Below are 25,914 nucleotides of genomic sequence, written 5' to 3'. Positions count from 1 at the left end.
GCCGCCGCTCGGGTCATAAAAATCGCGCCATGTAAGCCTGGACCTACAGCTCTGCTTCACGGATGACGCGATGTAGGAAAAAGCTTACATGGCCTGCTGCACATGGCTGCTACTGACTCACGAGGTCGAGCGGTAGTCTACTGCATAGGGACGTTGCGCAAGGAAAGCGCGGATCAACAAAATGGACCAACAGGGAACGGTGCCAGGACGGCACGCGATCACGGATGTCAGGATTCAGTCTGCAGAGCCCCGCTTCGGCGGGGTTTTCTTTTCCTGCATGGTTGACGATATGCGTAGTGGCCACCCCATCCCGGGCAGTGGCCGGCTTAGTTAGGGGCCACTGTTGCCCAGCGTCAGGCGGGCAGGCAGACGCCCGTTCCCCTCAGCCCGCAATAACCCCCCGGATTCTTGGCCAGATATTGCTGGTGGTACGCCTCTGCGTAGTAAAACGGCGGGGCGTCGGCGATTTCCGTGGTGATCGCAGGGAAGCCGGCGGCGCTCAGGCGTTGTTGAAAGCGGTCACGGCTGGCCTCCGCTTCCGCACGCTGCTGCGCGCTCGTGCAGTAGACCGCTGAGCGGTACTGGCTGCCGACATCATTGCCTTGGCGCATGCCCTGGGTGGGATCATGGGCTTCCCAGAAAAGGCGCAGGAGCTGGTCATAATCGATCAGCCGTGGATCGAAGACCACCAGAACCACCTCGGTATGGCCAGTGAGTCCGGAGCAGACTTCGTCATAGCTTGGATTCGGCGTCAGCCCGCCGGCGTAGCCCACGGCAGTGGTCCAGACGCCAGGTTGCTCCCAGAAGCGCCGTTCGGCTCCCCAGAAACAGCCCATCGCGAACACGGCCTGCTGGAAGCCTTCGGGAAAGGGTGGCTGAAGCGGATTGCCATTGACGTAGTGAGCCGAAGGCACCGGGATGGCGGTCGAACGGCCGGGAAGCGCCTGTTCGGCGGTTGGCAATGCCTGTTTGTCGATCAGAATCTGCGAGCGTAGCGACATACGAGCCTCGATCAGGACGGGAGCTGAAGCCGTAGGCTACAAAAGGCCGAGCGGCAGCGAAAGCAGCAGGGGTGCCGTGCGTCGCCTGGCGCCGCTCAGCACCAGTGCGGATAACGGCGAAGCGATTCGCTCAGCTCGCTGCCAGCGATCGGCTTGTCGAACAGGTAACCCTGACCGATATCGCAGTGATGCTGGCGCAGGAACTTCAGCTGCTCGGCCGTTTCGATGCCTTCGGCGACTACCTTCAGGCGCAGTTTGCGCGCCATGGCGATCACCGCCGAGGTGATTTCCACATCATCGTCGTTGTCCGGAATATCCTTGATGAAGCTGCGATCTATCTTGATCACGTCAATCGGGAATTTCTTCAGGTAGCTGAGCGACGAGTAGCCGGTGCCAAAGTCATCCATGGCCAGGCTCAGACCCAGCGCCTTCAGGCCGATCAACTGCTGCCTGGTTTCCTCGGTGGCGTCGAGCAGCAGGCTTTCGGTCAGTTCCAGTTCCAGTTGCGCAGGCGGGAGTTGCTCTTCGAGCAGGATCGCGGCGATCGAGCCCAGCAGGTCGGGATCGGAAAACTGCTTGGGCGACAGATTGATCGCCACTTGTGGGTTGCCGTAACCCAGCGCCGACAGCTTGACCCCCATGCGGCACGCTTCGCGCGCTACCCACTTGCCGATCGGGATGATCAGTCCGGTCTCTTCGGCAACGCTGATGAACTGGTCCGGGCGGATCATGCCTTGTTCCGGATGATTCCAGCGTAGCAGCGCTTCCAGCCCCTGCAGCCGGCCGCTGCGCAGGCAGAGCTTGGGCTGATAGAACACCTCCAGCTCGTTTTGTATGAGGGCGCGGCGCAGGTGGTTCTCGACGAACAGCTTGTAGTTGGCCTCGGCATGCAGGGATTCGGTGAATATCTGTACCTGATTCTTGCCGTTGGCCTTGGCCTTGTGCAGTGCCTGGCCGGCATGCTTCATCAGTGTCTCGGGATCTTGGCCATGTTGGGGCGAACAGGCCAGGCCCAGGGAGGCACTGACATTGATCAGCAGCTTGTCGACGAGCAACGGCTTGTCCAGTACCTGCAGGACCTGGTCGGCAACGCGCATGCCCTCGTCGAGCCCCGTGTCGTCGAGCAGCAGGGCGAACTCGTTGCTGGCGAAACGTGCGATGACGCTCTGCTGGCTAAGGCCGTTACGCAGGCGATGGGCAAGGCTGGAGAGCAGCTTGTCGCCGGTCTGGTGGCCGAGACTGTCGTTGATCCGCTTGAAGTTGTCGATATCGACCAGCAACAGGCAGAGCCTGGGTTCCGCGGTGGCAGCGAAACGTTCTTCCAGGCTGCGGATGAAGTAGGGTCGATTTCCGAGACTTGTCAGGTTGTCGGTGTAGGCCAGGCGTTCGATGTGCTGATGCGCCAGTTTGCTGCGGGTTACGTCTTCGTAGATGCCGATGTAATGGGTGAGGGTGCCGTCCTCGCTGAATACCTTGGAGATCGACAGCTGGCCCCAGTACGGCTCCAGGTTCTTGCGCCGCGAGCGAAACTCGCCCTGCCAGCTGTTGCTGTGAGCGAGTGTCGATGAGGTGTCGAAGAGCAACTCGCTGAGATGCCCCAGTGCCTTCAGGTCGGCCAGGCTCTTGCCCTGGACCTCGGCAGCGGAAAACTGGCTGATGACGGTGAAGGCCGGATTGACGTATTCCACCCGGCCTTCACGGTCAACCAGGATAAATGCGCTGGCACTCTGTTCGACTGCGCGCTGGAAGAGGCTGAGCATCTGCGTGGCGCTGAGGCGCTGCTGGTGGGCCAGTACCTGGGCGTACTGATCGGCCAGCTCGCCGGCGAATGCGATCTCGTCGGCATGCCAGGTTCGTGGCGTTCCGCCATGTTGCAGGCTCAATACCCCGATCACTTCGCCGCCGACGCGAATACTGGCATCGAGTATCGAGCTGACACCCTGCGGGCGGAACAGATATTCGCCGAGCTGGCAGGTTCGATGATCCTGCAGTACATCCTGCGCATCGACTGCGCGGTCGCTTTGCAGGGCTTGCAGATAGTCGGGAAACGGCGCCAGTTCCAGAGCGTCCAGCGTCTCGTAGCTGTCGCTCGCCCGGCCATAACAGGCGACCGGCTCCAGGCGCGTTCCGTTCAGGTGCCAGATTGCGGCGCGTTTGACTTCGTAGGCTTCACAGGCCGCCTGGGTGATCAGTTGCGCCGCTTCGAGTTGCGGGTTGGCAGAGCCGTAGCGATGCCGGGCCAGGCGCACGATCAGGCTCTGCTGAGTGCGTGAGCGCAGCATGTGTTCGACATGTTCGTCCTGTGCCTGCTCGTACTGCTGCAGTGCCAGCTTCAACCTGGAGTTCTGGGCGCGCAGGTCATGATCCGAATCGGGTAGGTGACCTGGCATCAGATAGCCCCTGAGCAGTTCCCGTCCGTATTGCTGGAAGACTTCGCCGAGTTCGGTGATGTCCAGGATGCCGTCGGGGGTGTGCAGGCGGTAGTTGACCTGATAATGGCTGCGTCCGGCCAGCTGCTGCTGGATGTCCTCATGCAGCAGGTGACGAATGCTGGGTTCCATCAGGCTGGCATAGGGAGAGTCGACCAGCGAGCACAGATCGCTGGCGCAGACGCCGAAAGAGCGCTCGCAGGCGGGATCGAGAAACAGCAGTGTCCAGCTCGATTCGTTCAAGCGCTCGAAGCGCAGCATGCCGAGCCTTGCTGGCACCGGCAACTGCGTCACAACCTCGGTCGCCAGACGGCTGGCGGCATCGGTATGTATTTTCATCGAGCGATTGGCTTCCAGTATGCTCTCCACCGGGTTGGGCTGGCTTTGTGCTCCAGGCACCGCTCCAGCGACGGACGATGGCTAAGTGGTATTAATTCTTGGCAAGGGTGCATCATGCGACAGGGACTGACAAGTCGACTGGCAAACTTGGGGATGATCTGGGTCATCTGCACGATCGGAACGTCTCTTGCGGCCGAGCCGGTCGAGTTCGGCTCCGACGAATCGGCGCGTTATCTCACCGGGTTGCGCGAACTCTACCTGGCCGACAACGACCGCGACGCACTGCTGGCGCACAGTAACGGAATGCTCGACAGCTATGCCCTGCGTGCCGGTTACCAGGTCGGTGAGGCCAATCCGCAAGATTTCTTCTACACGCTCAGCGTGGCCGCTCCCGGCCAATTGCGCATTCGCGAGCACGTGCGCGGCAAAAACGGCGTGGCAGTGCGCAATCGCAACCTGTCGGTATTCGGCGTCGATCCCTATGTGCAATACCAGTGTCCTGCGCAGGGGCGCAGTTGCTCGATAGACAGCCCGGTCGACGGCTTGCCGTTGCTGGTAATTCAGCGTGACCCCGAAGGTGCCGAGGCGCTGGCCAAGGCGTTGTCCTTCCTGATCCGGAATCTGCAGAAGGGTTGATCCGCGCTTCAGCGCTTCAGACCGAATTCGTCGATGGATGGCTAATAAGAAGGCCGCATTGCCTGCAGGGCAATGCGGCCTTCTCGTCCGTTCCCGCCGCCGTTACAGCAGCATGGTGCGGATGTCGCCGAGCAACTCCGACAGCCGCTTGGTGAAGCGTGCGGCAGCGGCGCCATTGATCACGCGGTGATCATAGGACAGCGACAGCGGCAGCATCAGCTTGGGCTGGAAGGCTTTGCCGTCCCATACCGGCTGCATGGTGGCCTTGCTGACACCCAGGATCGCCACTTCCGGCGCGTTGACGATCGGCGTGAAACCGGTGCCGCCAATGTGACCGAGGCTGGAGATGGTGAAGCAGGCGCCCTGCATTTCGTCCGCTGAAAGCTTCTTGTTGCGCGCTTTCTCGGCCAGTGCCGCCGCTTCCCCCGCCAGTTGCAGCAGGCTTTTCTGGTCGACGTTGCGGATGACCGGCACCATCAGGCCGTCCGGCGTATCCACGGCAAAGCCGACATGCACGTACTTCTTGCGGATCACCGCCTTGCCGCTGGGTGCTAGCGAGGCATTGAATTCCGGAAGCTCTTTCAGCAGATGTGCGCAGGCCTTGAGCAGCAGTGGCAGGACGGTCAGCTTGACGCCGGCCTTTTCCGCCACGGCCTTCTGCGAAACGCGGAAGGCTTCCAGCTCGGTGATGTCGGCCGACTCGAACTGGGTCACGTGCGGCACGTTGAGCCAGCTGCGGTGCAGGTTGGCAGCGCCGACCTGCATCAGGCGGGTCATCGGCACTTCCTCGACTTCACCGAAACGGCTGAAGTCGACGGTCGGGATCGGCGGGATGCCTGCCCCAGCCGCAGCACCTTCGGCGGGCGCCTGCTTGGCCTTGCTCATCATCGTCTTGACGTAAGCCTGGACGTCTTCCTTGAGAATACGTCCCCTGGGGCCGGTGCCAGGAACATCGGCCAGGTCGACGCCGAATTCGCGGGCGGTCATGCGTACAGCCGGGCCGGCATGAACCTTGGAGCCGGCCTTGCTTGGGCCGCTGACGGCCGGAGCCGGTGCCGCGGCGGCCTTGGCTTCCGGTACACCCTGCTTGTTCGGTGCGACGGCTTGCTGTTGCGGCGCCGCTTCCTGTGGCTTGGTCTCGGCTTTCTTCGCTGGCGCCGCGCCGGCCACCTTGAGCGTCAGGATCAGGTCGCCGGTCTTGGCTTCGTCGCCGACCTTGATCGACAAGGATTCCACCACGCCTGCCTTGGGCGCCGGGATCTCCATGCTGGCCTTGTCGGATTCAAGCGTGATCAGCGATTGGTCTGCCTCGACGCTATCGCCGGCCTTGACCATCACTTCGATGACATTGGCGGCGCCGCTGGAACCGATGTCCGGGATGCGGACTTCTTCCACGGACTCGCCGGCCGGCTCGGCCGCTGGCTCTTGAGCAGCTTCCGAGCGCTGCGCCTTCGGCTTTTCCGCCGGTGCGCTGGCCGCAGTCGCAGGCTTGCTGGGCGCCGCGCCTTTGAGGACCAGGATCAGATCGCCGGTGCCGACTTCGTCACCGACCTTCACCGAAATGCTCTCGACCACGCCGGCGGCGGGAGACGGAATCTCCATGCTGGCCTTGTCGGACTCGAGCGTGATCAGTGCCTGTTCGGCGGCAATGGTGTCGCCTGCCTTGACCGAAACCTCGATCACGCTGGCCTTGCCAGACGATCCGATGTCCGGAACCTTGATCTCCTGCGATTCGCCTTCTCCAGCCGAAGCCGACGGATTCTCATCGCCCGCAGGAGTCGGTTGTTCAGCTTCATCGGCCGGGCCGCCGCTGCTCGCGCCGGCCGGCTCGGCGGCGGCTTGTGCCGGCGCCTCGCTGCTTTGACCGTCTTCGCTTTCCAGCTCCAGCAGTTCGTCGCCTTCCTTCAGCCGATCGCCCAGCTTGACCTTCAAGGCCTTCACGACGCCTGCCTTGGGCGCCGGGATTTCCATGCTGGCCTTGTCGGACTCGAGCGTCAGGATGCTCTGGTCGGCTTCGATACGGTCGCCGACCTTGACGAACAACTCGATTACTTCACCCTCACCGCTGCCGATGTCGGGTACGCGTATGGTTTCACTCACAATAGGTTCTCCTGTGCGCACGCAGCATCAGCAATCCAGCGGATTGCGCTTCTCGGGGTCGATACCGAACTCGGTGATGGCCTCGGCCACGACCTTGCGTTCGATGGCGCCGCGATCGGCGAGTGCCTGCAGCGCGGCGACGGCCACCCAGCGGCGGTCGACTTCGAAGAAGTCACGCAGCTTGGCACGCGAGTCGCTGCGGCCGAAGCCGTCAGTGCCGAGCACTTGGTATTCGCGCGATGGAACCCACTGACGAATCTGATCGGCGAACAGCTTCATGTAGTCGGTCGAGGCCACTACCGGGCCTTCGCGGCCTTCCAGACACTGCTGGACGTAGCTCTTGCGCGGTTCTTCGGTCGGGTGCAGACGGTTCCAGCGATCCACGGCCAGGCCGTCACGGCGCAGCTCGTTGAAGCTGGTCACGCTCCAGACGTCGGCACCGACGCCCATCTTGGCGAGGATGTCCACGGCGGCGCGCACTTCGCGCAGGATGGTGCCCGATCCCAACAGCTGAACGCGGTGCTTGAAGTCGCCCTTGGCTTCTTCGAGCAGGTACATGCCCTTGATGATGCCGTCCTCGACACCCTGTGGCATGGCTGGCTGCTGGTAGTTCTCGTTCATCACGGTGATGTAGTAGTAGACGCTCTTCTGCAGCTCCATCATCTCGTGCATGCCGTGATGCACGATCACCGCCAGCTCGTAGCCGTAGGTGGGGTCGTAGCTGCGGCAGTTGGGGATGGTGCTGGCGAGGATATGGCTGTGGCCGTCCTCGTGCTGCAGGCCTTCGCCGTTCAGGGTGGTGCGACCGGAGGTGCCGCCCAGCAGGAAGCCGCGGGTCTGGGCGTCGCCAGCTGCCCAGGCCAGGTCGCCGATCCGCTGGAAGCCGAACATCGAATAGAAGATGTAGACCGGCAGCATCGGCTGGTTGTAGTTGCTGTAGGCGGTACCGGCAGCGATGAACGAGGAGAAGGCGCCGGCCTCGTTGAGGCCTTCCTGGAGGATCTGGCCGTCCTTTTCTTCGCGGTAGTACATCACCTGGTCGCGGTCGACCGGCTCGTACAGCTGCCCCACCGGAGAATAGATACCCAGCTGGCGGAACATGCCTTCCATGCCGAAGGTGCGCGCTTCGTCGGCGAGGATCGGCACGATGCGCTTGCCCAGATCCTTGTCCTTGACCAGCTGCGAGAGAATCCGGCCAAAGGCCATGGTGGTGGAAATCTCGCGGTCACCGGAACCGTCGAGTACGGCCTTGAGGGTGTCCAGCGGCGGCGTCGGGATGCTGAAGCTCTTCGGCCGGCGCTGCGGCAGCGAGCCGCCGAGCTTTTCACGGCACTTGCGCAGGTAGCGCATCTCGGCGCTGTCTTCGGCCGGCCGGTAGAACGGCAGCTCTTCGAGCTGCGAATCGTTGACCGGGATGTCGAAGCGATCGCGGAATTTCCTCAGGCTGTCGATATCGACTTTCTTGGTGTTGTGGGCGATGTTCTTCGCCTCGCCGGCACCGGTGCCGTAACCCTTGATGGTCTTGGCCAGAATGACTGTCGGCTGGCCCTTGTGGTTGACCGCCTGATGGTAGGCCGCATAGACCTTGTAGGGGTCGTGGCCGCCGCGGTTGAGCTTCCAGACTTCCTCGTCGGACATGCTCTCGACGCGCTTGAGCAGCTCGGGGTCCGCGCCGAAGAAGTGCTTGCGCACATAGGCGCCGTCTTTGGCCTTGTAGTTCTGGTATTCCCCGTCGATCGCCTCGTCCATGCGACGCTGCATGCGGCCGTCTTCGTCGGCGGCGAACAGCGGGTCCCACAGACGGCCCCAGACGACCTTGTTGACGTTCCAGTTGGCGCCTTTGAACACGCCTTCCAGTTCCTGGATGATCTTGCTGTTGCCGCGCACCGGGCCGTCCAGACGCTGCAGGTTGCAGTTGATGACGAACACCAGGTTGTCGAGGTTTTCACGACCGGCCAGGGAGATGGCGCCCAGGGTTTCCGGCTCGTCGCACTCGCCGTCACCGATGAAGCACCAGACGCGCTGCTTGCCTTTCGGAATAAAGCCGCGGTTTTCCAGGTACTTCATGAAGCGCGCTTGGTAGATCGCGGTGATCGGGCCCAGACCCATGGAAACGGTCGGGAACTGCCAGAAGTCCGGCATCAGATGGGGGTGCGGGTAGCTCGACAGGCCCTGGCCATCGACTTCCTGACGGAAGTTGAGCATCTGGTCCTCGGTCAGGCGACCTTCGAGGAAGGCACGAGCGTAGATACCGGGGGAGGCGTGGCCCTGATAGTAGATCAGGTCGCCGCCGTGTTCCTCGGTGGGCGCCTGGAAAAAGTAATTGAAGCCGATGTCGTAGAGCGTCGCGCTGGACGCGAAGGTGGAGATGTGCCCACCCAGATCCGGGTCCTTCAGGTTGGCGCGCATCACCATTGCCAGTGCGTTCCAGCGGACCAGGGAGCGGATACGCCGCTCCATGAACAGGTCGCCGGGCATCTTGGCTTCACGGGTGACGGGGATGGTGTTGCGGTAGGGCGTGGTGATGCCATAAGGAAGTGGCGTGCCGCTACGGGTGGCCAGTTCGCCCATCCGTGTCATCAGATAGTGAGCGCGGTCTTCACCTTCGCGGTCGAGTACCGATTCGAGGGCGTCCAGCCATTCCTGGGTTTCGACGGGATCGAGGTCTTGCATGGCTTGCTCCATGGCGGAAAGGCTTCCAGAATCGGTCGCCTGTTCGCTACCGGCTTTGTGGGCCGGTGCGTGTAATGTTCTTGGATGAATGCCGGGGATAGGACCGGGCGTCTGTAGTTTTACTACAAAACGGCGCCGGGATCAGCCCCCTGAAATACTCTTTAGTAGTAAAACTACAGATCAGCGGCACTGGCATTTTCCTGAAAAAGGCACTTGCGAGGCTCTGGATCGCGCGGTTCACCGTTTTCGCTGTTGCCAAGGAACCCTTCAATGAGTTTGCCACCGCTGGTTGCATTGCCGTCCTCGCTCCTGCCCTTTGTCAGTCGTGCCGAGGAGTCGTTCCTCGCCGCCGTTGGCAGCCTGTCGGAAGCATTCGCAGCACGATGTCGCGCCTGGCAGGCCGAGCATCATGAGACGTTCGCCCGCGTTTGCGCGGCGAGCGATTTCGTCAGCGAACAGGTTAGCCGAGATCCGCAGATGTTGCTGCAACTGGCCGAGCAGGGCTGGCTGGAGCGATCGCTGGCCCCTGACGAGATGCGCAAGGCGCTGGCCGGGCAGGTCGCCGCCTGCGACGGCGAGGACGCCCTGGCGTTGACCTTGCGGCGCTTCCGCACGCGCCAGCAGGTGCGGATCATCTGGCGTGACCTGAGCCGTCAGGCCGACCTTGGCGAAACCTGCCGCGACCTTTCCGATCTTGCCGATGCCTCCGTCGATCTGGCCTATCACTGGCTCTACGCTCGCCATTGCGATCAGTTCGGCGTGCCCACCGGGCGCCGCAGCGGCAACCCGCAGCACATGGTCATCCTCGGCATGGGCAAGCTGGGTGCGCACGAACTGAACCTGTCTTCTGACATCGACCTGATCTTCGGCTACCCGGAAGGTGGCGAAACCGTGGGGGCCAAGCGTTCGCTGGACAATCAGGAGTTCTTCGTCCGGCTCGGCCAGCGACTGATCAAGGCGCTGGATGCCATCACCGTCGATGGCTTCGCCTTCCGCGTCGATATGCGCCTGCGCCCGTATGGCTCGTCCGGGCCGCTGGTCTACAGCTTCAATGCGCTGGAGCAGTACTACCAGGACCAGGGCCGCGACTGGGAGCGCTACGCGATGATCAAGGCGCGGGTCATCGGCGGCGACCAGCAGGCCGGCAAGGAGCTGCTGGAGATGCTGCGGCCCTTCGTCTACCGGCGTTACCTGGACTTTTCCGCGATCGAAGCGCTGCGCACCATGAAGCAGCTGATCCAGCAGGAAGTGCGGCGCAAGGGCATGGCCGCCAACATCAAGCTCGGTGCCGGTGGCATTCGCGAGGTCGAGTTCATCGCCCAGGCGTTCCAGTTGATCCATGGCGGCCGCGACCTCAGCCTGCAGCAGCGTCCGCTGCTCGGTGTGCTGGCCACGCTGGAGGGACAGGGCTACCTGCCGGCATCGGCGGTGGCGGAGCTGCGCGAAGGTTACGAATTCCTGCGCTATACCGAGCATGCGCTGCAGGCCATCGCCGACCGCCAGACGCAGATGCTGCCGGAGAGTGAGGTGGACTGCGCGCGGGTCGCCTTCATGCTCGGTTTCGACAGCTGGCAGGCGTTCCATGAACAGCTCCTGCATTGGCGGGAGCGCATCGACTGGCATTTCCATCAGGTCATCGCTGATCCGGACGAGGACGAGAGTGCCGAGGGCGAGGCGCTGGTCGGTGGCGAATGGTTGCCGCTGTGGGAGCAGGATTGGGACGAGGAATACGCCTGCCGGCAGCTCTCCGAGGCGGGCTTCCGCGACGGCCAGGTTGCCTGCCAGCGGCTTGCCGCGCTGCGCAACGCCAGCCAGGTGCGCACCATGCAGCGCCTCGGCCGCGAACGGCTGGATGCCTTCATTCCGCGCCTGCTGGCGCAGATCGTCGAGCAGCGCGACCCTGATCTGGTGCTCGAGCGCGTGCTGCCGCTGGTGGAGGCGGTCGCCCGGCGCTCGGCCTATCTCGTGCTGCTGACGGAAAACCCCGGCGCGCTGCAGCGCTTGCTGGAGCTCTGCGCCGCCAGTCCGTGGGTCGCCGAGCAGATCGCACGTTTCCCGCTGCTGCTCGACGAACTGCTCAATGCCGGGCGACTCTACAGTCCGCCGCTGGCGCCGGAACTGGCCGCCGAGCTGCGCGAGCGGCTGATGCGCATTCCCGAGGACGACCTGGAGCAGCAGATGGAGGCGCTGCGCCATTTCAAGCTGGCGCACCGGCTGCGTGTGGCCGCCTCGGAGATTGCCGGCACGCTGCCCCTGATGAAGGTCAGCGATTACCTGACCTGGCTCGCCGAGGCGATCCTGCAGGAGGTGCTGACCCTGGCCTGGCGCCACACCGTCGCCCGCCATGGCCAGCCGCGGCGCAGTGACGGAACGCTCTGCGATCCGGCGTTCATCATCGTCGGCTACGGCAAGGTCGGCGGCATCGAGCTCGGTCATGGCTCCGACCTGGACCTGGTGTTCATCCACGATGGCGATGCCGCCGCCGAAACCAATGGCGCCAAGCCCATCGACACCGCGCAGTTCTTCACGCGCCTCGGGCAGCGCATCATTCACCTGCTGACGACCCAGACCACCTCCGGCCAGCTCTACGAAGTGGACATGCGCCTGCGGCCGTCTGGCGCCGCCGGGCTGCTGGTCAGTTCGCTCGGCGCCTTCGAGCGCTATCAGAGTGAAGAAGCCTGGACCTGGGAGCATCAGGCGCTGGTGCGGGCGCGGGTGCTGGTCGGCTGCCCGCAGCTGTCCGCCGACTTCGATCGGGTGCGTGCCGGGGTGCTGGGGCGTGAGCGCGATCTGGAGGCGCTGCGCCGCGAGGTCAGCGAGATGCGTGCGAAGATGCGCGACAATCTCGGCACCCGGGCCACGCAGGCCGGCATCGCCGAGCAAGCCTTCGGCAGCGCCGCGGAGTTCAATCTCAAGCAGGACGCCGGTGGTATCGTGGATATCGAATTTATGGTGCAATACGCGGCTTTGGCGTGGTCGCACCAGCATCCCGAACTGCTGCGCTATACCGATAACATCCGCATTCTCGATGGGTTGGAGCAGGCCGGGTTGATGACCGGCGATGAGGTGCGGCTGCTGCAGGACGCCTACAAGGCCTACCGTGCGGCAGCCCACCGGCAATCACTGCAGAAGCAGCCCGGAGTGGTGAGTGGGGATCAATTCCACGACGAGCGCCGCGCAGTCATGCGCATCTGGCGTGAGTTGGGGCTCAGCTGAGTCCCTCCGTCGGGCTACCTGGCAAATTCGAATTCTGAGGAACTGGCAACGATGTCGATGGCCGATCGTGATGGCGTCATCTGGTATGACGGCGAACTGGTGCAGTGGCGCGATGCGACCACCCATGTACTGACCCATACCCTGCACTACGGCATGGGCGTGTTCGAGGGCGTGCGCGCCTACAACACCCCGGACGGAACGGCGATCTTCCGCCTGCAGGCGCATACCGACCGCCTGTTCGATTCGGCACACATCATGAACATGCAGATGCCGTATTCGAAGGAAGAAATCAACGAGGCGACCCGTGCCGCGGTGCGCGAGAACAACCTGGAAAGCGCCTACATCCGTCCGATGGTGTTCTACGGAAGCGAAGGCATGGGCCTGCGCGCCAGCGGCTTGAAGGTGCACGTGATCGTCGCGGCTTGGCACTGGGGCGCCTACATGGGCGACGAGGCGCTGGAACTGGGCATCAAGGTGCGTACCAGCTCGTTCACCCGTCACCACGTCAACATCACCATGACCCGCGCCAAGTCCAACGGTGCCTACATCAACTCGATGCTGGCCCTGCAGGAAGCCATTTCCGGCGGCGCTGACGAAGCGCTGATGCTGGATCCGGAAGGCTATGTGGCCGAAGGCTCGGGCGAGAACATCTTCATCATCAAGGATGGCGTGATCTACACCCCGGAAGTCACCGCCTGCCTGAACGGCATCACCCGCGGCACCGTGCTGACCCTGGCTGCCGAGCACGGCCTGAAGGTGGTCGAGAAGCGCATCACCCGCGACGAGGTCTACATCGCCGACGAAGCCTTCTTCACCGGCACCGCCGCCGAAGTGACGCCCATTCGCGAGGTGGACGGCCGCGCCATCGGTATCGGCCGTCGTGGCCCGATCACCGAGAAACTGCAGAAGGCCTACTTCGACCTGGTCACCGGCAAGACCGACGGTCATGCCGAATGGCGGACACTGGTCAAATAACCGTAGGTTGGGTCGGGCGGCGTTTCGCTGAGGCGCATAGCGCCGAAGCCCAACGGAGGCGCCGCATTGGGCCGGATATCGCTCGTTGGGCTTCGCTGTGCTCAACCCAACCTACCGACTTGAAGCTGCCCTTATGAATATATTGATCATCGGCCCCAGCTGGGTTGGCGACATGGTGATGGCGCAGACGCTGTTCGTCTGCCTGAAGCAACGCCACCCCGACTGCCAGATCGACGTGCTGGCGCCCGAGTGGAGCCGGCCGATACTCGAGCGCATGCCCGAGGTACGCCAGGCGCTGAGCTTTCCGGTAGGGCATGGCGTGCTCGACATGGCGACCCGGCGCAAGGTGGCGCAGGGGCTGCGCGGTCAGTACGAGCAGGCGATTCTGCTGCCAAATTCGTTGAAGTCGGCGCTGGTGCCGTTCTTCGCCGGCATCCCCAAGCGCACCGGCTGGCGTGGCGAGATGCGTTTCGGCCTGCTCAACGACATGCGCAAGCTGGACAAGCAGCGCTATCCGCTGATGATCGAGCGCTTCATGGCGCTGGCCTTCGAGCCGGGTGCCGAACTGCCCAAGCCTTATCCGAACCCGTCGCTGCGTATCAACGCCGAAACCCGCGATGTCGCGCTGGCGCGCTTCGGTCTGAGCCTGGACCGGCCGGTGCTGGCGCTGTGCCCGGGGGCCGAGTTCGGTGAATCCAAACGCTGGCCGGCCGAGCACTTCGCCAAGGTGGCCGAGCTGAGGATTCGTGACGGTTGGCAGGTCTGGCTGTTCGGCTCGAAGAACGACCATGCGGTGGGCGAAGACATTCGCATGCGCCTTATTCCCGGGCTGCGCGAGGAAGCGGTGAACCTCGCCGGGGAAACCAGTCTGGCCGAGGCCATCGATCTGTTGTCCTGCGCCGACGCGGTGGTGTCCAACGATTCCGGGCTGATGCACGTGTCCGCCGCGCTCGGCCGACCGCTGGTGTCGGTGTACGGCTCCACCTCGCCGGCGTTCACGCCGCCGCTTTCCGAGCAGGTCGAGGTCGTGCGCCTGGGGCTCGATTGCAGTCCCTGCTTCGAGCGCAGCTGCCGTTTCGGTCACAACAACTGCATGCGCGAGCTGAAGCCGCGCGCTGTGGTCGAGGCGCTGGATCGTCTGGTCCCGCAGTCGATCGAGGTACGCTGATTGAAGGTTCTGCTGGTCAAGACGTCCTCGCTGGGCGATGTCGTGCATACCCTGCCGGCCCTGACCGATGCGCAGCGGGCACTGCCCGGAATCCGCTTCGACTGGGTGGTGGAGGAGGGCTTCGCCGAGATTCCGGCCTGGCATCCAGCGGTGGCGCAGGTGATCCCGGTGGCGATTCGTCGCTGGCGCAAGCATCCGATCGATACCCTGCGCAGCGGCGAGTGGCACCGCTTCAAGGCGCGCCTGCGCGAAGGCCGTTACGACCTGGTGATCGATGCCCAGGGCTTGCTCAAGAGCGCCTGGCTGACCCGCTATGTCAAGGCGCCGGTGGCCGGGCTGGATCGCGACTCGGCCCGCGAGTCGCTGGCGACACGCTTCTATGATCGGCGCTACAGCGTGCCGCGTGAGCAGCATGCGCTGGAGCGGGTACGCCAGCTGTTCGCCCAGGCGCTCGGCTATCCACTGCCGCAGGATGTTGCCGATTACGGCCTGGACCGCGAGCAGATGGCTGCGCCCAGCGATCAGCCCTATCTATTGTTCCTGCATGGCACCACCTGGCCGAGCAAGCACTGGCCCGAAGCCTACTGGCGCGAGCTGGCCGAACGCATGAGCGATTTCGGCTGGGCGATCCGTCTGCCATGGGGCAACGCCGAGGAAAAGGCCCGGGCCGAACGCATCGTCAGCGGTGTGGCCAACGCCGCCGTGCTGCCGAAACTCAATCTGGCCGGCGTCGCCCGGGTGATCGCTGGCGCGCGTGCCTGTGTCGCGGTGGATACCGGGCTCGGCCATCTGGCTGCGGCGCTGGATGTGCCGAGCATTTCGCTCTACGGTCCGACCCTGCCTGGGCGGGTCGGTGCCTATGGGCGCTCGCAGGTACACCTGTGTGCCAGCGGTCCGAACGCCGGCAGCGGCGATCGCCACAAGCCCTGTTTCGACGATCTGCGCCCCGAGCGCGTCGTCACCGAACTGAAAGCCCTGCTGCGGGCCCCGGAGTCCACCTGATGTCCTTGTCCTTTGTCGCTAGATTGGCGCCGAGCGTAGCGAAGCCCAACGAAGCCACCGCCCAGCGGCCGCTACCGGTCTCGGCATGTGTCCGGGAGAAGGTTTGATGCGCCTGGCTTTCGTCCTCTACAAGTACTTCCCCTTCGGCGGTCTGCAGCGCGACTTCATGCGCATCGCCCTGGAATGCCAGCGCCGTGGTCATGCGATCCGCGTCTACGCGATGATCTGGGAAGGTGAGGTGCCGGACGGCTTCGAGGTGCTGATCGCGCCAGTCAAGGCACTGTTCAATCACACCCGCAACGAACGCTTTACCGCCTGGGTCGAGGCCGATCTGGCCAAGCGGCCGGTGGACCGGGTAATCGGTTTCAACAAGATGCCGGGGCTGGACGTGTACTACGCCGCCGACCCCTGCTTCGAGGACAAGGCGCAGACCCTGCGCAACCCGATCTATCGACGCTGGGGCCGCTACAAGCACTTCGCCGAGTACGAGCGCGCGGTGTTCGCCCCGGAGGCGAAGACCGAGATCCTGATGATCTCCGAGGTGCAGCAGCCCCTGTTCGTCAAGCACTACGGCACGCCCGCCGAGCGCTTCCATCTGCTGCCGCCGGGCATCGCCCTGGACCGCCGGGCGCCGGCCAATGCGGCGCAGGTCCGTGCCGAGTTCCACGAGGAGTTCGAGGTCAGGCCCGAAGAACTGCTGCTGGTGCAGATCGGTTCCGGCTTCAAGACCAAGGGTGTGGACCGCAGCCTGAAGGCCCTGGCCGCGTTGCCGCGCGACCTGGCCAGCCGCACGCGGCTGCTGGTGATCGGTCAGGATGATCCCAAGCCGTTCAAGCTGCAGGCCAAGGCGCTGGGCGTCTCTGGCATGGTCGAGTTCCTCAAGGGGCGCAGCGACATCCCGCGCTTTCTGCTCGGAGCCGATCTGCTGATCCACCCCGCCTATAACGAAAATACCGGCACCGTGCTGCTGGAGGCGCTGGTCGCCGGGTTGCCGGTGCTGGTCAGCGAGGTCTGTGGCTATGCCCACTACATCACCGATGCCGATTGTGGTCGCGTAGTACCCAATCCTTTCGAGCAGCACGTATTCGATCAACTGTTGGCGCAGATGCTCGCCGATGACCAGCAGCGTGCCGCCTGGGGCCGCAACGGGCTGGCCTATGCCGCCAGCGCCGACCTGTATTCCATGCCGCAGCGTGCGGCCGATGTGATCCTTGGGGAGCAGCAGGCATGAAGCCCATGGCCGGCATGCACTTGCAGCGCTCGCAGGCGGTTGGCCTGCCCGCCGCGCTGCAAAGCATGACTCCGAGGTCAGACCTCCCACAAAAGCGGCGAGCCCCCACCCAGTCAGTGGGAGGCGCGCCCTCGCGGCGATCGCAGGCCACAGGCCTGCCCACTGCGCTGCAAAGCATCGCCCCGAGGTCGGGCCTCCCACAAAAGCGGCAGGCCCCCACTCAGTCAGTGGGAGGCGCGCCCACGCGGCGATCGCAGGCCACAGGCCTGCCCACCGCGCTGCAAAGCATGACCCTTAGGTTGGACCTCCCACAAAAGCGGCAAGCCCCCACCCAATCAGTGGGAGACGCGCCCTCGCGGCGATCGCAGGCCACAGGCCTGCCCACTGCGCTGCAAAACATCGCCCCGAGGTCGGGCCTCCCACAAAAGCGGCGAGCACCCACCGAATCAGTGGGAGGCGCGCCCTCGCGGCGAACGCAGGCCGCAGGCCTGCCCATCTTGCACAAAAGCATGACCCCGAGGTCGGACCTCCCACAAAAGCGGCAGGCTCCCACCCGAACTGCGGAGGCCACATGCGCCTGACATTATCGGAGCCCTTCAAGAGCCTTTGGCAAGGCAAGGACCCCTTCGTCGAGGTCGAGCGCCTGCAAGGTCAGGTCTATCGCGAGCTGGAGGGGCGCCGTACCCTGCGTACCGAGGTCGACGGTCGTGGCTACTTCGTCAAGATCCACCGCGGCATCGGCTGGGCCGAGATCGCCAAGAATCTGCTGACCGCAAAGCTGCCGGTACTCGGGGCAGGGCAGGAATGGCGCGCCATCCAGCGCCTGCACGAGGCCGGCGTGCCGACCATGACCGCGGTGGCCTATGGCGAGCGGGGTGCCAATCCGGCGACGCAGCACTCGTTCATCATCACCGAAGAACTGGCACCGACCGTCAGCCTCGAGGATTTCTCGGCCAACTGGCGTGAACAGCCGCCGCAGCCGGCTCTCAAGCGCGCGCTGATCGCCGAGGTCGCGCGCATGGCCGGCACCATGCACCGCGCCGGGGTCAACCATCGCGATTTCTACATCTGCCACTTTCTGCTGCATACCGACAAGCCGGTGACGGCGGACCAGTTCCTTCTCTCGCTGATCGATCTGCACCGCGCCCAGACCCGCACCCGGACGCCACGCCGCTGGCGCGACAAGGACCTGGCCGGGTTGTATTTCTCGGCACTCGGTATCGGCCTGAGTCGGCGCGACAAGCTGCGGTTCCTGCAGGGTTATTTCCGACAGCCGTTGCGGCGGATACTGCATGAAGAAGCCGCATTGCTCGCCTGGCTGGAGCGCAAGGCTGCACGCTTGCAGGCTCGCTACGAACGCAAATATGCACCAGGAGCGCAAGGGTGAGCGCCTGGACAATCGTCATGGGGACAAGCGCTGATACCGTCCAGGCCTTTGCCGACCTGGATTCGGTCTTTGCGCTCGCCGGCGAGCCGATCACCAGCGACCCGCTATCCGAGGTCATCCGGGTCGAATGCGCTGGCCTGCGCTATTACGTCAAACGTTACTGGGCTGCTGGCAAGGGGCTGCGCCGCTATGTTGGGCGTCCGCGGGTCAAGGCCGAATGGCAGAATCTGCGGCAGTTCGAGTCCTGGGGTATTTCCGTGGCGCCCGTGGTTGCCTGGGGCCTGGAGCGGCGGGGCGGTGCATTCGTGCGCGGGGCATTGATCACACGGGAAGTCCCGAACACGACCGATATGGCGGCAATGGCAAGGAACGGCGACCCGCGCCTGGCCGACCGAGACTGGGTCGGGCGCGTCAGTCGCCAGCTGGCGCAGGTGACTCGTACTCTGCATGACCACCACTTTGCCCATAACGACCTGAAGTGGCGCAATCTGCTGGTCAACGATGCCGGTGATTTGTTCCTGATCGACTGTCCGTCGGGAAACTTCTGGTGGGGGCCGTTCCTGCGTCAGCGTATCGTCAAGGACCTGGCATGCCTGGACAAGGTGGCCAAGTACTGTCTGAGTCGCACGCAGCGGCTGCGTTTCTACCTGCAGTACCAGCAACGCACACGCCTGGAAGCGGCGGACCGAGCGCTTGTCGATCAGGTGCTCAGGTACTTCGAGGGGCGGGAATGAATCCGGGGCAGACGCGTCCGTTCCCGCTGGGGGTTGACGATTGGATCGGCGCTCCCTGCACGGTGATCCGCCTTGCCGTCTGGAGCGATAGCGAGCTGGGGCGCGTATGAATCTCAACGAACTTGCACATGCCGGACGATCGCCGGCACTCCCGCTGACAGTGACGCTGGCCGACGGCGACCTGACGCTGCGCCAATGGTTGCGCGTACTGCCGGGGCAGCGCTATGTGGGCAGAGCCGAATGGCAGGGCCGCGAGGTGCTGGCCAAGCTTCTGGTCGGCTCCAGGGCCGAGCGTCATTTCGAGCGCGAACGCCGGGGCGCACAACTGCTGGCCGAGCAGGGCATCACCACGCCGACGTTGCTTGCCGATGGCCTGGTGAGCGGGCAGGGCGGTTGGCTGCTGTTCGACTTTCTCGCTGACGCCGAAAGTCTGGAGCAGGCCTGGGGCGACGTGGCGGGCGAGCCGTTGTTGTCCGATGGGCAGCAGGACGTCCTTGGCGAGGCGTTGGGCGCAATCGCACGACTGCATGCCCGGGGGCTGTGGCAGGACGACCTGCATCTGGACAACCTGCTGCGCCACGACGGGCAGCTGTACGTTATCGATGGCGGCGGCATCCAGGCGCAAACCCCGGGCAAGCCGCTGGCGCGAGACAAGGTGCTGGGCAACCTCGGCGTGTTCTTTGCCCAGTTGCCTGCGGGCCTCGAGCCTCATCTCGAGGAGCTGCTCGTACATTATCTTCTGCTCAATGGCGAGCATGCGCTGCCGCTGGAAGCGTTGCAGCGGGAAATCGCCAGTGTCCGGAAGTGGCGATTGCGCGATTACCTGAACAAGCTCGGGCGCGACTGCTCGCTGTTCAGTGTCAGCCGCCGTCTCGGTGAACTGCGCGTGGTTCGGCGCGAGGACGAGCCGGCGCTGTGCGAACTGCTGGCCGCGCCGGATGCGGCTGTCGAGGCGGGCCGTGCCCTGAAGCTGGGCGGCAGCGCCACCGTGGCCCTGGTCGAGCAGTCCGGTCGGCAACTGGTCATCAAACGCTACAACATCAAAGGGCTGGGGCACTGGCTTCGGCGCTGCTGGCGGCCGAGTCGCGCCTGGCACAGCTGGGTCGAAGGCAATCGCCTGGAGTTCCTCGGTATCGCCACGCCCCGGCCCCTGGCGATGCTGGAGTTACGTTGGCTCGGCCTGCGCCGACGCAGCTATCTGATTACCGAATACACCGCGGGCGAGGATATAATTACCCGTTTTCAGTCGTATCTCTCCGGTTCACCGCCCGAGCCCGAGCTGTCGGCGCTGGATCAACTGTTCGAAGCGTTGCTGCGTGAGCGCATCAGTCACGGCGACATGAAAGGCACCAATCTGTTCTGGGAGCGGGGCCGCTGGATATTGATCGACCTGGATGCGGCACAGCAGCACACCAGCGATGCCGGCTTCGCCCGGGCCTACGCCAAGGATCGCGCGCGCTTTCTGCGCAACTGGCCAACCGATTCGGCGTTATATCGGCTGCTGGATGAACGAATACCCAAAAGCAGCTTCAAGCGGCAAGCTTCAAGCTGCAAGTAAAGCCCCACGGGGCAGGAACAATAACCGCTGTTGCTTGAAGCTTGTAGCTTGAAGCTTGTAGCTGCTTTCAAGAGGCATTACCCGTGGCATTGACGATTCTCGGCCTTTCCGGCGCCCTCAGTCATGATCCTTCCGCCGCCCTGTACATCGACGGCAAGCTGATCGCTGCCGTCGAAGAAGAGCGTTTCGTGCGTGACAAGCATGCCAAGAACCGCATGCCCTACGAGTCGGCCAAGTTCTGCCTGGAGCAGGCCGGTATCAAGCCGTCCGACGTCGACGTGGTGGCGATACCCTTCGCGCCGATCAGCATCTTCGAGAAGGCGCGCTGGCACTATGCCAAGCGCTACTGGTACGCGCCGGATCGCGCGCTCGACGCCATCCTCATGGGCAACCGCCGCTACTATCGCTACAAGAAGCGCATCGAGTGGTGCCTGCAGCAGTTGGGTTTCGACCTGAAGAAGGTCAAGCTGCAGCCGGTCGAGCATCACCTGGCGCATGCCTCCAGCGCCTACCACTGCTCCGGCTTCACCGAGAAGACCGCCATTCTCGGCATTGACGGCAAGGGTGAGTACGCCACCACCTTCTTCGGCTGGGGCGAAAACGGCAAGATCCACAAGATCAAGGAATTCTACGATCCGGATTCGCTGGGCGGGCTGTACGGCGCGATCACCGAATACCTCGGCTTCGAGATGCTCGACGGTGAGTTCAAAGTCATGGGCATGGCGCCATACGGCGACGCCGCCAAGTACGATTTCTCGCGTCTGGCCACCTTCGAGAACGGCGAACTGACCATCAACACCGACTATGCCAACGTCATCGGCTTCCGTCGCTACAAGGAAAAGGGCAAGGGCTACTACTTTTCGCCCAAGCTGATCGAATGGCTGGGCCCCAAGCGCGAAGGCGACATCGCCGACGACCCCTATATCCACTACGCCGCGGCCATGCAGGCGCTGTTCGAGAAGCTGGCGCTGCAGATGATGGACTACTACCTGGGCGACATCATCCGCGAGACCGGCAAGATCGCCTTCGCCGGTGGCTGCGCGCTGAACGTCAAGCTCAACCAGAAGATCATCGCCCGCGATGAGGTCAAGGAGCTGTTCGTCCAGCCGGCCTCCGGCGACGCCGGCACTGCGGTCGGCGCGGCAGCCTATGTGTCGGTACAGCGTGGCGTGCCGGTGGAGAAGATGGAGCACGTCTACCTCGGCCCGTCCTACTCCAACGAGGACGTCATCGCCGCCTGCGCCAGACACCCGAACCAGCCGAAGTGGCAGAAGCTCGACAACGTTCCCGAGCGCATCGCCAGAATCATGGTCGACGGCAATCCAGTCGCCTGGTTCCAGGGCCGCATGGAATTCGGTCCGCGCGCGCTCGGCGGCCGCTCCATAATCGGCTGCCCCAGCGTGCCGGGTGTGGCCGATCGCATCAACGAGCAGATCAAGTTCCGCGAACGCTGGCGCCCGTTCTGCCCATCGATGCTCGACACCGTCGCGCCGCAGATGCTCAAGGTCGACCACCCGAGCCCGTTCATGACCTTCACCTTCGAAGTCAACGAGGGCTGGAAGGAGCGCGTCGGCGAAGTGGTCCATGAAGACGGTACGTCGCGCGCCCAAGTCCTCGAGCGTCGGCATAACCCGCGCTGGTACGACCTGATGCTGGAGTTGGAAAAGCTTACCGGCAATGGCGTATCGCTCAATACCTCGCTGAACCGCCGTGGTGAACCCATGATCTGCTCGCCGACCGATGCGTTGAATATGTTCTATGGCTCGGATTTGCAGTATTTGATCATGGAAGACGTGCTGGTGGTGAAGGAGGATGGGGACCCGGTATGACGGCATCTGAAAAATGGGTGCTGCAGTTGTGTCACGGCTATGACGGTCCTTTTCTCGATTGTGCACGGCAATATGCGGCGTTGTTCGAGAGTTCGCCCTATAAGGTATGCACCGTCTTCCTGACAGGTGCTCCAAGCGAGGAGGTCCGGCGGGGCGCCGCATCTGAGGAAGTGATCTTTCTAGACCGGAGCAGCCGTTCCCTTCGTGGCCTGAAGCTGGGTGCGATGCAGGCGGTGCGGGCGATTGCCGCAAGCCGGCGATTCAGTTTCTGTATCGCGCACCGGTTCAAGCCGACCTACGTGGCGTTGCTCGGTACCGACCTGCCAGTGATCGGCGTACAGCACGCATTCGGCGGTTTCAAGCGACGCTCGCGAAAGCTGTTCGCCAATTTCTACCGGAAACGCCTCGCATTGCTTGGGGTATCCAATGCCGTGCGTGACGATATGCGCGCCTGCCTGCCAGACTGGCCTGCTGAGCGCATCGAGACGTTGTACAACCGTATCGACGTTGCCGCGGTACAAGCTGAGCAGGTGACTCGTGAGGAGGCCCGGGCGCACCTTGGGCTCCCACAGGATGCCTGGGTGGTCGGCAATGTCGGCCGTCTGCATCCCGACAAGGACCAGGCGACCCTGATTCGCGGCTTTGCCCGGGCCCTGCCGCAGCTGCCTGCCGGCAGCCTGTTGACAATCATGGGCAGCGGCCGCCTGGAATCGTCGCTGAAGGCGCTGGCGGCGGAGCTGGGTGTGGATCGATCCGTTCGCTTCCTGGGCCAGGTGCCGAACGGCCGCCGTTATTTCAAGGCTTTCGATGTTTTCGCGCTGACTTCCGATCACGAGCCTTTTGGCATGGTGCTGCTGGAAGCGATGGCGGCCGGGCTGCCGTTGGTCTGTACTGACTGTGGTGGTTCGCGGGAAGTAGTCGAAGGTTGTGGCCATCTCTTCCCGCTAGGGGATGAGGAAGCACTGGCTGCATATCTGGCCCAGCTGGCCAGAAGGAACTCCCTTGTTCTTGGCTCTGAGCGCCAGGCCATGTTGGCGGAGCTTGGCTGTCGTTTCTCAGACGCCACCGCCTGCCGGCGCTTTTGGTCCTTGCCAGGCATAGTTGAGGTTATGGGGAAGGCAGCTCATGAATACTCTTGAAGTAGATCGTGAGCCCGGTACGGATTTTCAGGGAGTAAGCGTTGCCATACTTCCATTTCCCGCGCTTGGCGATATTACAATTTATTTGCGATTGGCTTGGGTTATGCGAGCCGCAGGCGCAAATGTGAAATTCTTTAGCGATGCTTTTTATTCCGCCCGCGAATATTTTCCTTGGTTAGATTTTCGGTCCGAAGGCGAAGCTCTGTCGGCGGTGGCAGCAAGATTTGATTTGGTCATTGCCAGTTTTGAAAAATATTGCGATCAGAAAGTAGAAGCGGAGCTTACCAATAAGGGCGGGTTGCTAAACGTCGCTTTTGTAACCGCTAAGAAGATTCCTTCTGGCTCAGCAGTTCGTGGGCGTGAGGTTTTAATTCATGGTCGACGCTTTGTGGGAGCGAGCAGGGCTTTTTGCGGTGACTCGGATGCTGGGCTTACAATGGTCGATTGGGTTAATGCATATGCCAAGAATGTGTTTGGCATCGAGGCAGAGGCCGAAGGGGAGTTGATCCGAAAGCCAGAGGGAGGACGAAGCGGCCCCTTTGTATTGATATTTCCCACGACGCCCCAGCGAAAGAAAAATTACTGGATGGCCGGGTTTAAGCTACTAGCTCGTGCAATTCGAAAAAAAGGTTGGCATGTTGAGTTTGTAGTCATGCCGAGCGAGCGCCCAAAACTGGAGGCTGCCCTGAGCGGGTTCAAGGTCAACAGTTTTGCCGACATAAAGGGGCTGATTGATTACGTTGCGACCGCTTCTACTGTAATTAGCAACGATTCCGGAGGTGGGCACTTGGCGTCGCTGATGGGCCTTCGCACCTTTACAATAACCCGGCGTAGGAAGCATTTTACCTGGCGCCCCGGGTTCAACTGCCAAAATACAGTGCTGTATCCGCTTTTCCGATTCAAAGTATTGGGCCGGTATGTCTGGCGCCCATTCGTGCCGGTGTGGCTTATTGTGAATAGGCTGGGCGATTGTTCTGGCGCCGTATCGGGTAGTGGTATGTCCGTTGGGCGGAAAGATATTGGTCGATGCTGATTCGGCGAATGCCATAACTCTCCGCCGCCCGGCTGCTTTTTCGCTTATGAGGTCATCGCTGCAGCGTTTACCTCGCAGATACTGCCGGGGGCGGGAAGTTTCAGGAAATAGGGTTCGCTTACTGGGGCTTCGTTGTGTTTCTTGGAATGAATAATGTAAAAATGGAAAAGTCTTTGCTTTTTGGTCGTGCAGGGCGTGATGCTTTTGCAGGGTTTTTTGATATAAGAGAGTGGTTTGTGCAAAAGGTTGATGGAGAGCGTTGCGGAGCGTCTGATACCAGGCTTGGCTATTTCGGTGCCTTTTTTCTTCTAATAACAGCTGCAATATTGCTCTTGGGCAGATTCTGGTGGCCAGGAGGGTCTACCTCTTGGACGGGAAGTATCCGATTCTCTCTTCTTCCGGTCTTGCTGATCGGAATTGCGACAGTCTGTATTCGGCGGCCGCGCTGGACCTCTCTGCACTTCGCGTTTTTTGTCTTTGTCGGTTACTTGGCATTCAATTCGTTGGTTGTGGCGGACTCGCTGCAATATTTTAGGCGTACGCTGATCATCTCGGTGTTTGTGTTGGGTGTTTCTCTGTTTGGCCAGCGCGAAAATTGCTGGAAAGCGCTCATGGCAAGCATGGTCTTGCTCGGAGCCATGTTGGCGGGCGCTTCGCTTTTAAATAGCTTGGAAGAGGGCGGGTTTTCGTTTTCCTATAGAAAGATAGGGATGGTCTCTTCCGGTATTAAAAATGTGGCAGATTTCGGAAACACCATCGTGGCAGGTATGCATTATGCTCTGTGTTTTATCGCTGGAGCCTGGTTGGCACTGGGGGCAAGATCAAGGCAGTCTTTCATATGGTGGTCTTTTTGTCTGCTCGTTTTGAGCCTCTATATTTACTTTACTTATTCTCGGGCCAGTTGGGTTGCTTGTATCGTCGGGCTGGCTGTGCTTGTGATGTTGATGGTTGATAGGAAGAAATTGGCACGTATTGGTATGGTTTTCGGCGCCCTTGCCGTTTTCGTCGCTATCCTTGGGCATAGGGCTCTCTCTTATGAAATTGGTACTAGGGGGCTTACGAGTCGCGACGAAATTTGGCTTGAAGTGATGTCGAGGATGAGTGGTCACTGGCTGCTCGGACATGGAAGTGGCACGCCACTCGGCGAGGTTTCTATTCGCGGCGGTGCTCAGATCGTTCACAATACACATAACCTGTATCTTGAAATTCTATATCAATTCGGCGCCATCGGCTTGGCGTTAGCGCTTGTAGTAATGCTGGGTGCATTTTTTGTGCTTTATCGGCTTCGAAGTAATCTTGCCTGCCTGTGGATGGCAATTCTTGCAGCTGTATCGGTTGTCATGCTGGTTGAGCTGAACTCGTTCATTGGTGCGCCGAACATGGTATGGCTATGGTTTTGGCTTCCCGTCGGTGGTGCGCTAGCACTCTCTGCAAGGAGCTATGATGCTTCGAATCGAACCTGAT

17 protein-coding genes are annotated in these 25,914 nt (G+C 62.4%); 13 read left to right on the top strand and 4 right to left on the bottom strand.

Translation table 11 applies throughout. The features are described from left to right. Positions 1-353: 353 nt before the first annotated feature. Together msrA and B597_RS31010 are read right to left on the bottom strand one after the other, a co-directional pair. The gene (gene msrA, locus B597_RS31015; protein WP_003293974.1) at positions 354-1,001 is read right to left on the bottom strand and encodes a peptide-methionine (S)-S-oxide reductase MsrA; all 648 of its coding nucleotides are present in this window, start codon (positions 999-1,001) and stop codon (positions 354-356) included. 95 nt (positions 1,002-1,096) lie between these two features. Further along, positions 1,097-3,769 (bottom strand): sensor domain-containing protein, encoded by a 2,673-nt coding sequence (locus B597_RS31010; protein ID WP_031323307.1) that lies wholly within the window; start codon positions 3,767-3,769, stop codon positions 1,097-1,099. Positions 3,770-3,922: 153 nt separating this feature from the next. Between B597_RS31010 and B597_RS31005 the strand changes: the two genes are divergently transcribed. After that, entirely contained in the window at positions 3,923-4,405 is a 483-nt protein-coding gene (locus tag B597_RS31005; RefSeq protein ID WP_003293971.1) for a hypothetical protein, read from the top strand. 102 nt (positions 4,406-4,507) lie between these two features. Here B597_RS31005 and aceF read toward each other — a convergent pair whose 3' ends face one another. Together aceF and aceE are read right to left on the bottom strand one after the other, a co-directional pair. Next, positions 4,508-6,505 carry a dihydrolipoyllysine-residue acetyltransferase gene (gene aceF / locus B597_RS31000; RefSeq protein ID WP_003293970.1) on the bottom strand — a complete coding sequence of 666 codons (1,998 nt, stop codon included), beginning with the start codon at positions 6,503-6,505 and terminating at the stop codon, positions 4,508-4,510. A 27-nt stretch (positions 6,506-6,532) separates the two neighbouring features. Further along, positions 6,533-9,178, bottom strand: a complete 2,646-nt coding sequence (aceE, locus tag B597_RS30995) for a pyruvate dehydrogenase (acetyl-transferring), homodimeric type (RefSeq protein WP_031323306.1) — start codon at positions 9,176-9,178, stop codon at positions 6,533-6,535. Between the two features lie 270 nt (positions 9,179-9,448). Here aceE and glnE point away from each other — a divergent pair, with 270 nt between their 5' ends. From glnE to B597_RS30945, 12 genes are all read left to right on the top strand, one after another. After that, complete coding sequence (glnE, locus tag B597_RS30990) at positions 9,449-12,394, top strand: bifunctional [glutamate--ammonia ligase]-adenylyl-L-tyrosine phosphorylase/[glutamate--ammonia-ligase] adenylyltransferase (RefSeq protein ID WP_003293968.1); 2,946 nt, start codon at positions 9,449-9,451, stop codon at positions 12,392-12,394. A 51-nt stretch (positions 12,395-12,445) separates the two neighbouring features. Then, the gene (gene ilvE / locus B597_RS30985) at positions 12,446-13,369 is read left to right on the top strand and encodes a branched-chain-amino-acid transaminase (protein ID WP_003293966.1); all 924 of its coding nucleotides are present in this window, start codon (positions 12,446-12,448) and stop codon (positions 13,367-13,369) included. Positions 13,370-13,502: 133 nt separating this feature from the next. Beyond that, a complete protein-coding gene (gene waaF, locus B597_RS30980; RefSeq protein ID WP_003293965.1) occupies positions 13,503-14,537 on the top strand; it encodes a lipopolysaccharide heptosyltransferase II in 1,035 nt (344 codons plus the stop codon). Continuing rightward, positions 14,538-15,539, top strand: a complete 1,002-nt coding sequence (gene waaC / locus B597_RS30975) for a lipopolysaccharide heptosyltransferase I (RefSeq protein WP_003293963.1) — start codon at positions 14,538-14,540, stop codon at positions 15,537-15,539. Between the two features lie 106 nt (positions 15,540-15,645). Then, complete coding sequence (locus B597_RS30970) at positions 15,646-16,770, top strand: glycosyltransferase family 4 protein (protein WP_003293962.1); 1,125 nt, start codon at positions 15,646-15,648, stop codon at positions 16,768-16,770. A gap of 571 nt (positions 16,771-17,341) precedes the next feature. Next, positions 17,342-18,157 carry a lipopolysaccharide core heptose(I) kinase RfaP gene (rfaP, locus tag B597_RS30965; protein WP_003293961.1) on the top strand — a complete coding sequence of 272 codons (816 nt, stop codon included), beginning with the start codon at positions 17,342-17,344 and terminating at the stop codon, positions 18,155-18,157. Continuing rightward, on the top strand, positions 18,154-18,891 hold the full coding sequence (locus B597_RS30960; protein ID WP_003293959.1) for a lipopolysaccharide kinase InaA family protein: 738 nt from the start codon (positions 18,154-18,156) through the stop codon (positions 18,889-18,891). Before rfaP ends, B597_RS30960 begins: the two co-directional genes overlap by 4 nt. 106 nt (positions 18,892-18,997) lie before the next feature. After that, the gene (locus tag B597_RS30955; protein ID WP_003293957.1) at positions 18,998-20,449 is read left to right on the top strand and encodes a lipopolysaccharide kinase InaA family protein; all 1,452 of its coding nucleotides are present in this window, start codon (positions 18,998-19,000) and stop codon (positions 20,447-20,449) included. 83 nt (positions 20,450-20,532) lie between these two features. Then, positions 20,533-22,278, top strand: coding sequence for a carbamoyltransferase family protein (locus tag B597_RS30950; protein ID WP_003293956.1), 1,746 nt, complete (start codon positions 20,533-20,535; stop codon positions 22,276-22,278). Beyond that, complete coding sequence (locus tag B597_RS0223225) at positions 22,275-23,417, top strand: glycosyltransferase (protein ID WP_003293955.1); 1,143 nt, start codon at positions 22,275-22,277, stop codon at positions 23,415-23,417. Before B597_RS30950 ends, B597_RS0223225 begins: the two co-directional genes overlap by 4 nt. Next, positions 23,404-24,450, top strand: coding sequence for a glycosyltransferase family 9 protein (locus B597_RS46290; protein WP_082321483.1), 1,047 nt, complete (start codon positions 23,404-23,406; stop codon positions 24,448-24,450). Before B597_RS0223225 ends, B597_RS46290 begins: the two co-directional genes overlap by 14 nt. A gap of 146 nt (positions 24,451-24,596) precedes the next feature. After that, positions 24,597-25,913, top strand: coding sequence for an O-antigen ligase family protein (locus B597_RS30945; protein WP_152028148.1), 1,317 nt, complete (start codon positions 24,597-24,599; stop codon positions 25,911-25,913). Position 25,914 lies beyond the last annotated feature (1 nt).

The sequence above is a fragment of the Stutzerimonas stutzeri KOS6 genome (genome assembly GCF_000307775.2).
Lineage (GTDB): Bacteria > Pseudomonadota > Gammaproteobacteria > Pseudomonadales > Pseudomonadaceae > Stutzerimonas > Stutzerimonas stutzeri_B.
Note: the sequence above shows the minus strand (reverse complement) of the source record. Positions and strands in the feature narration are given on the sequence as shown.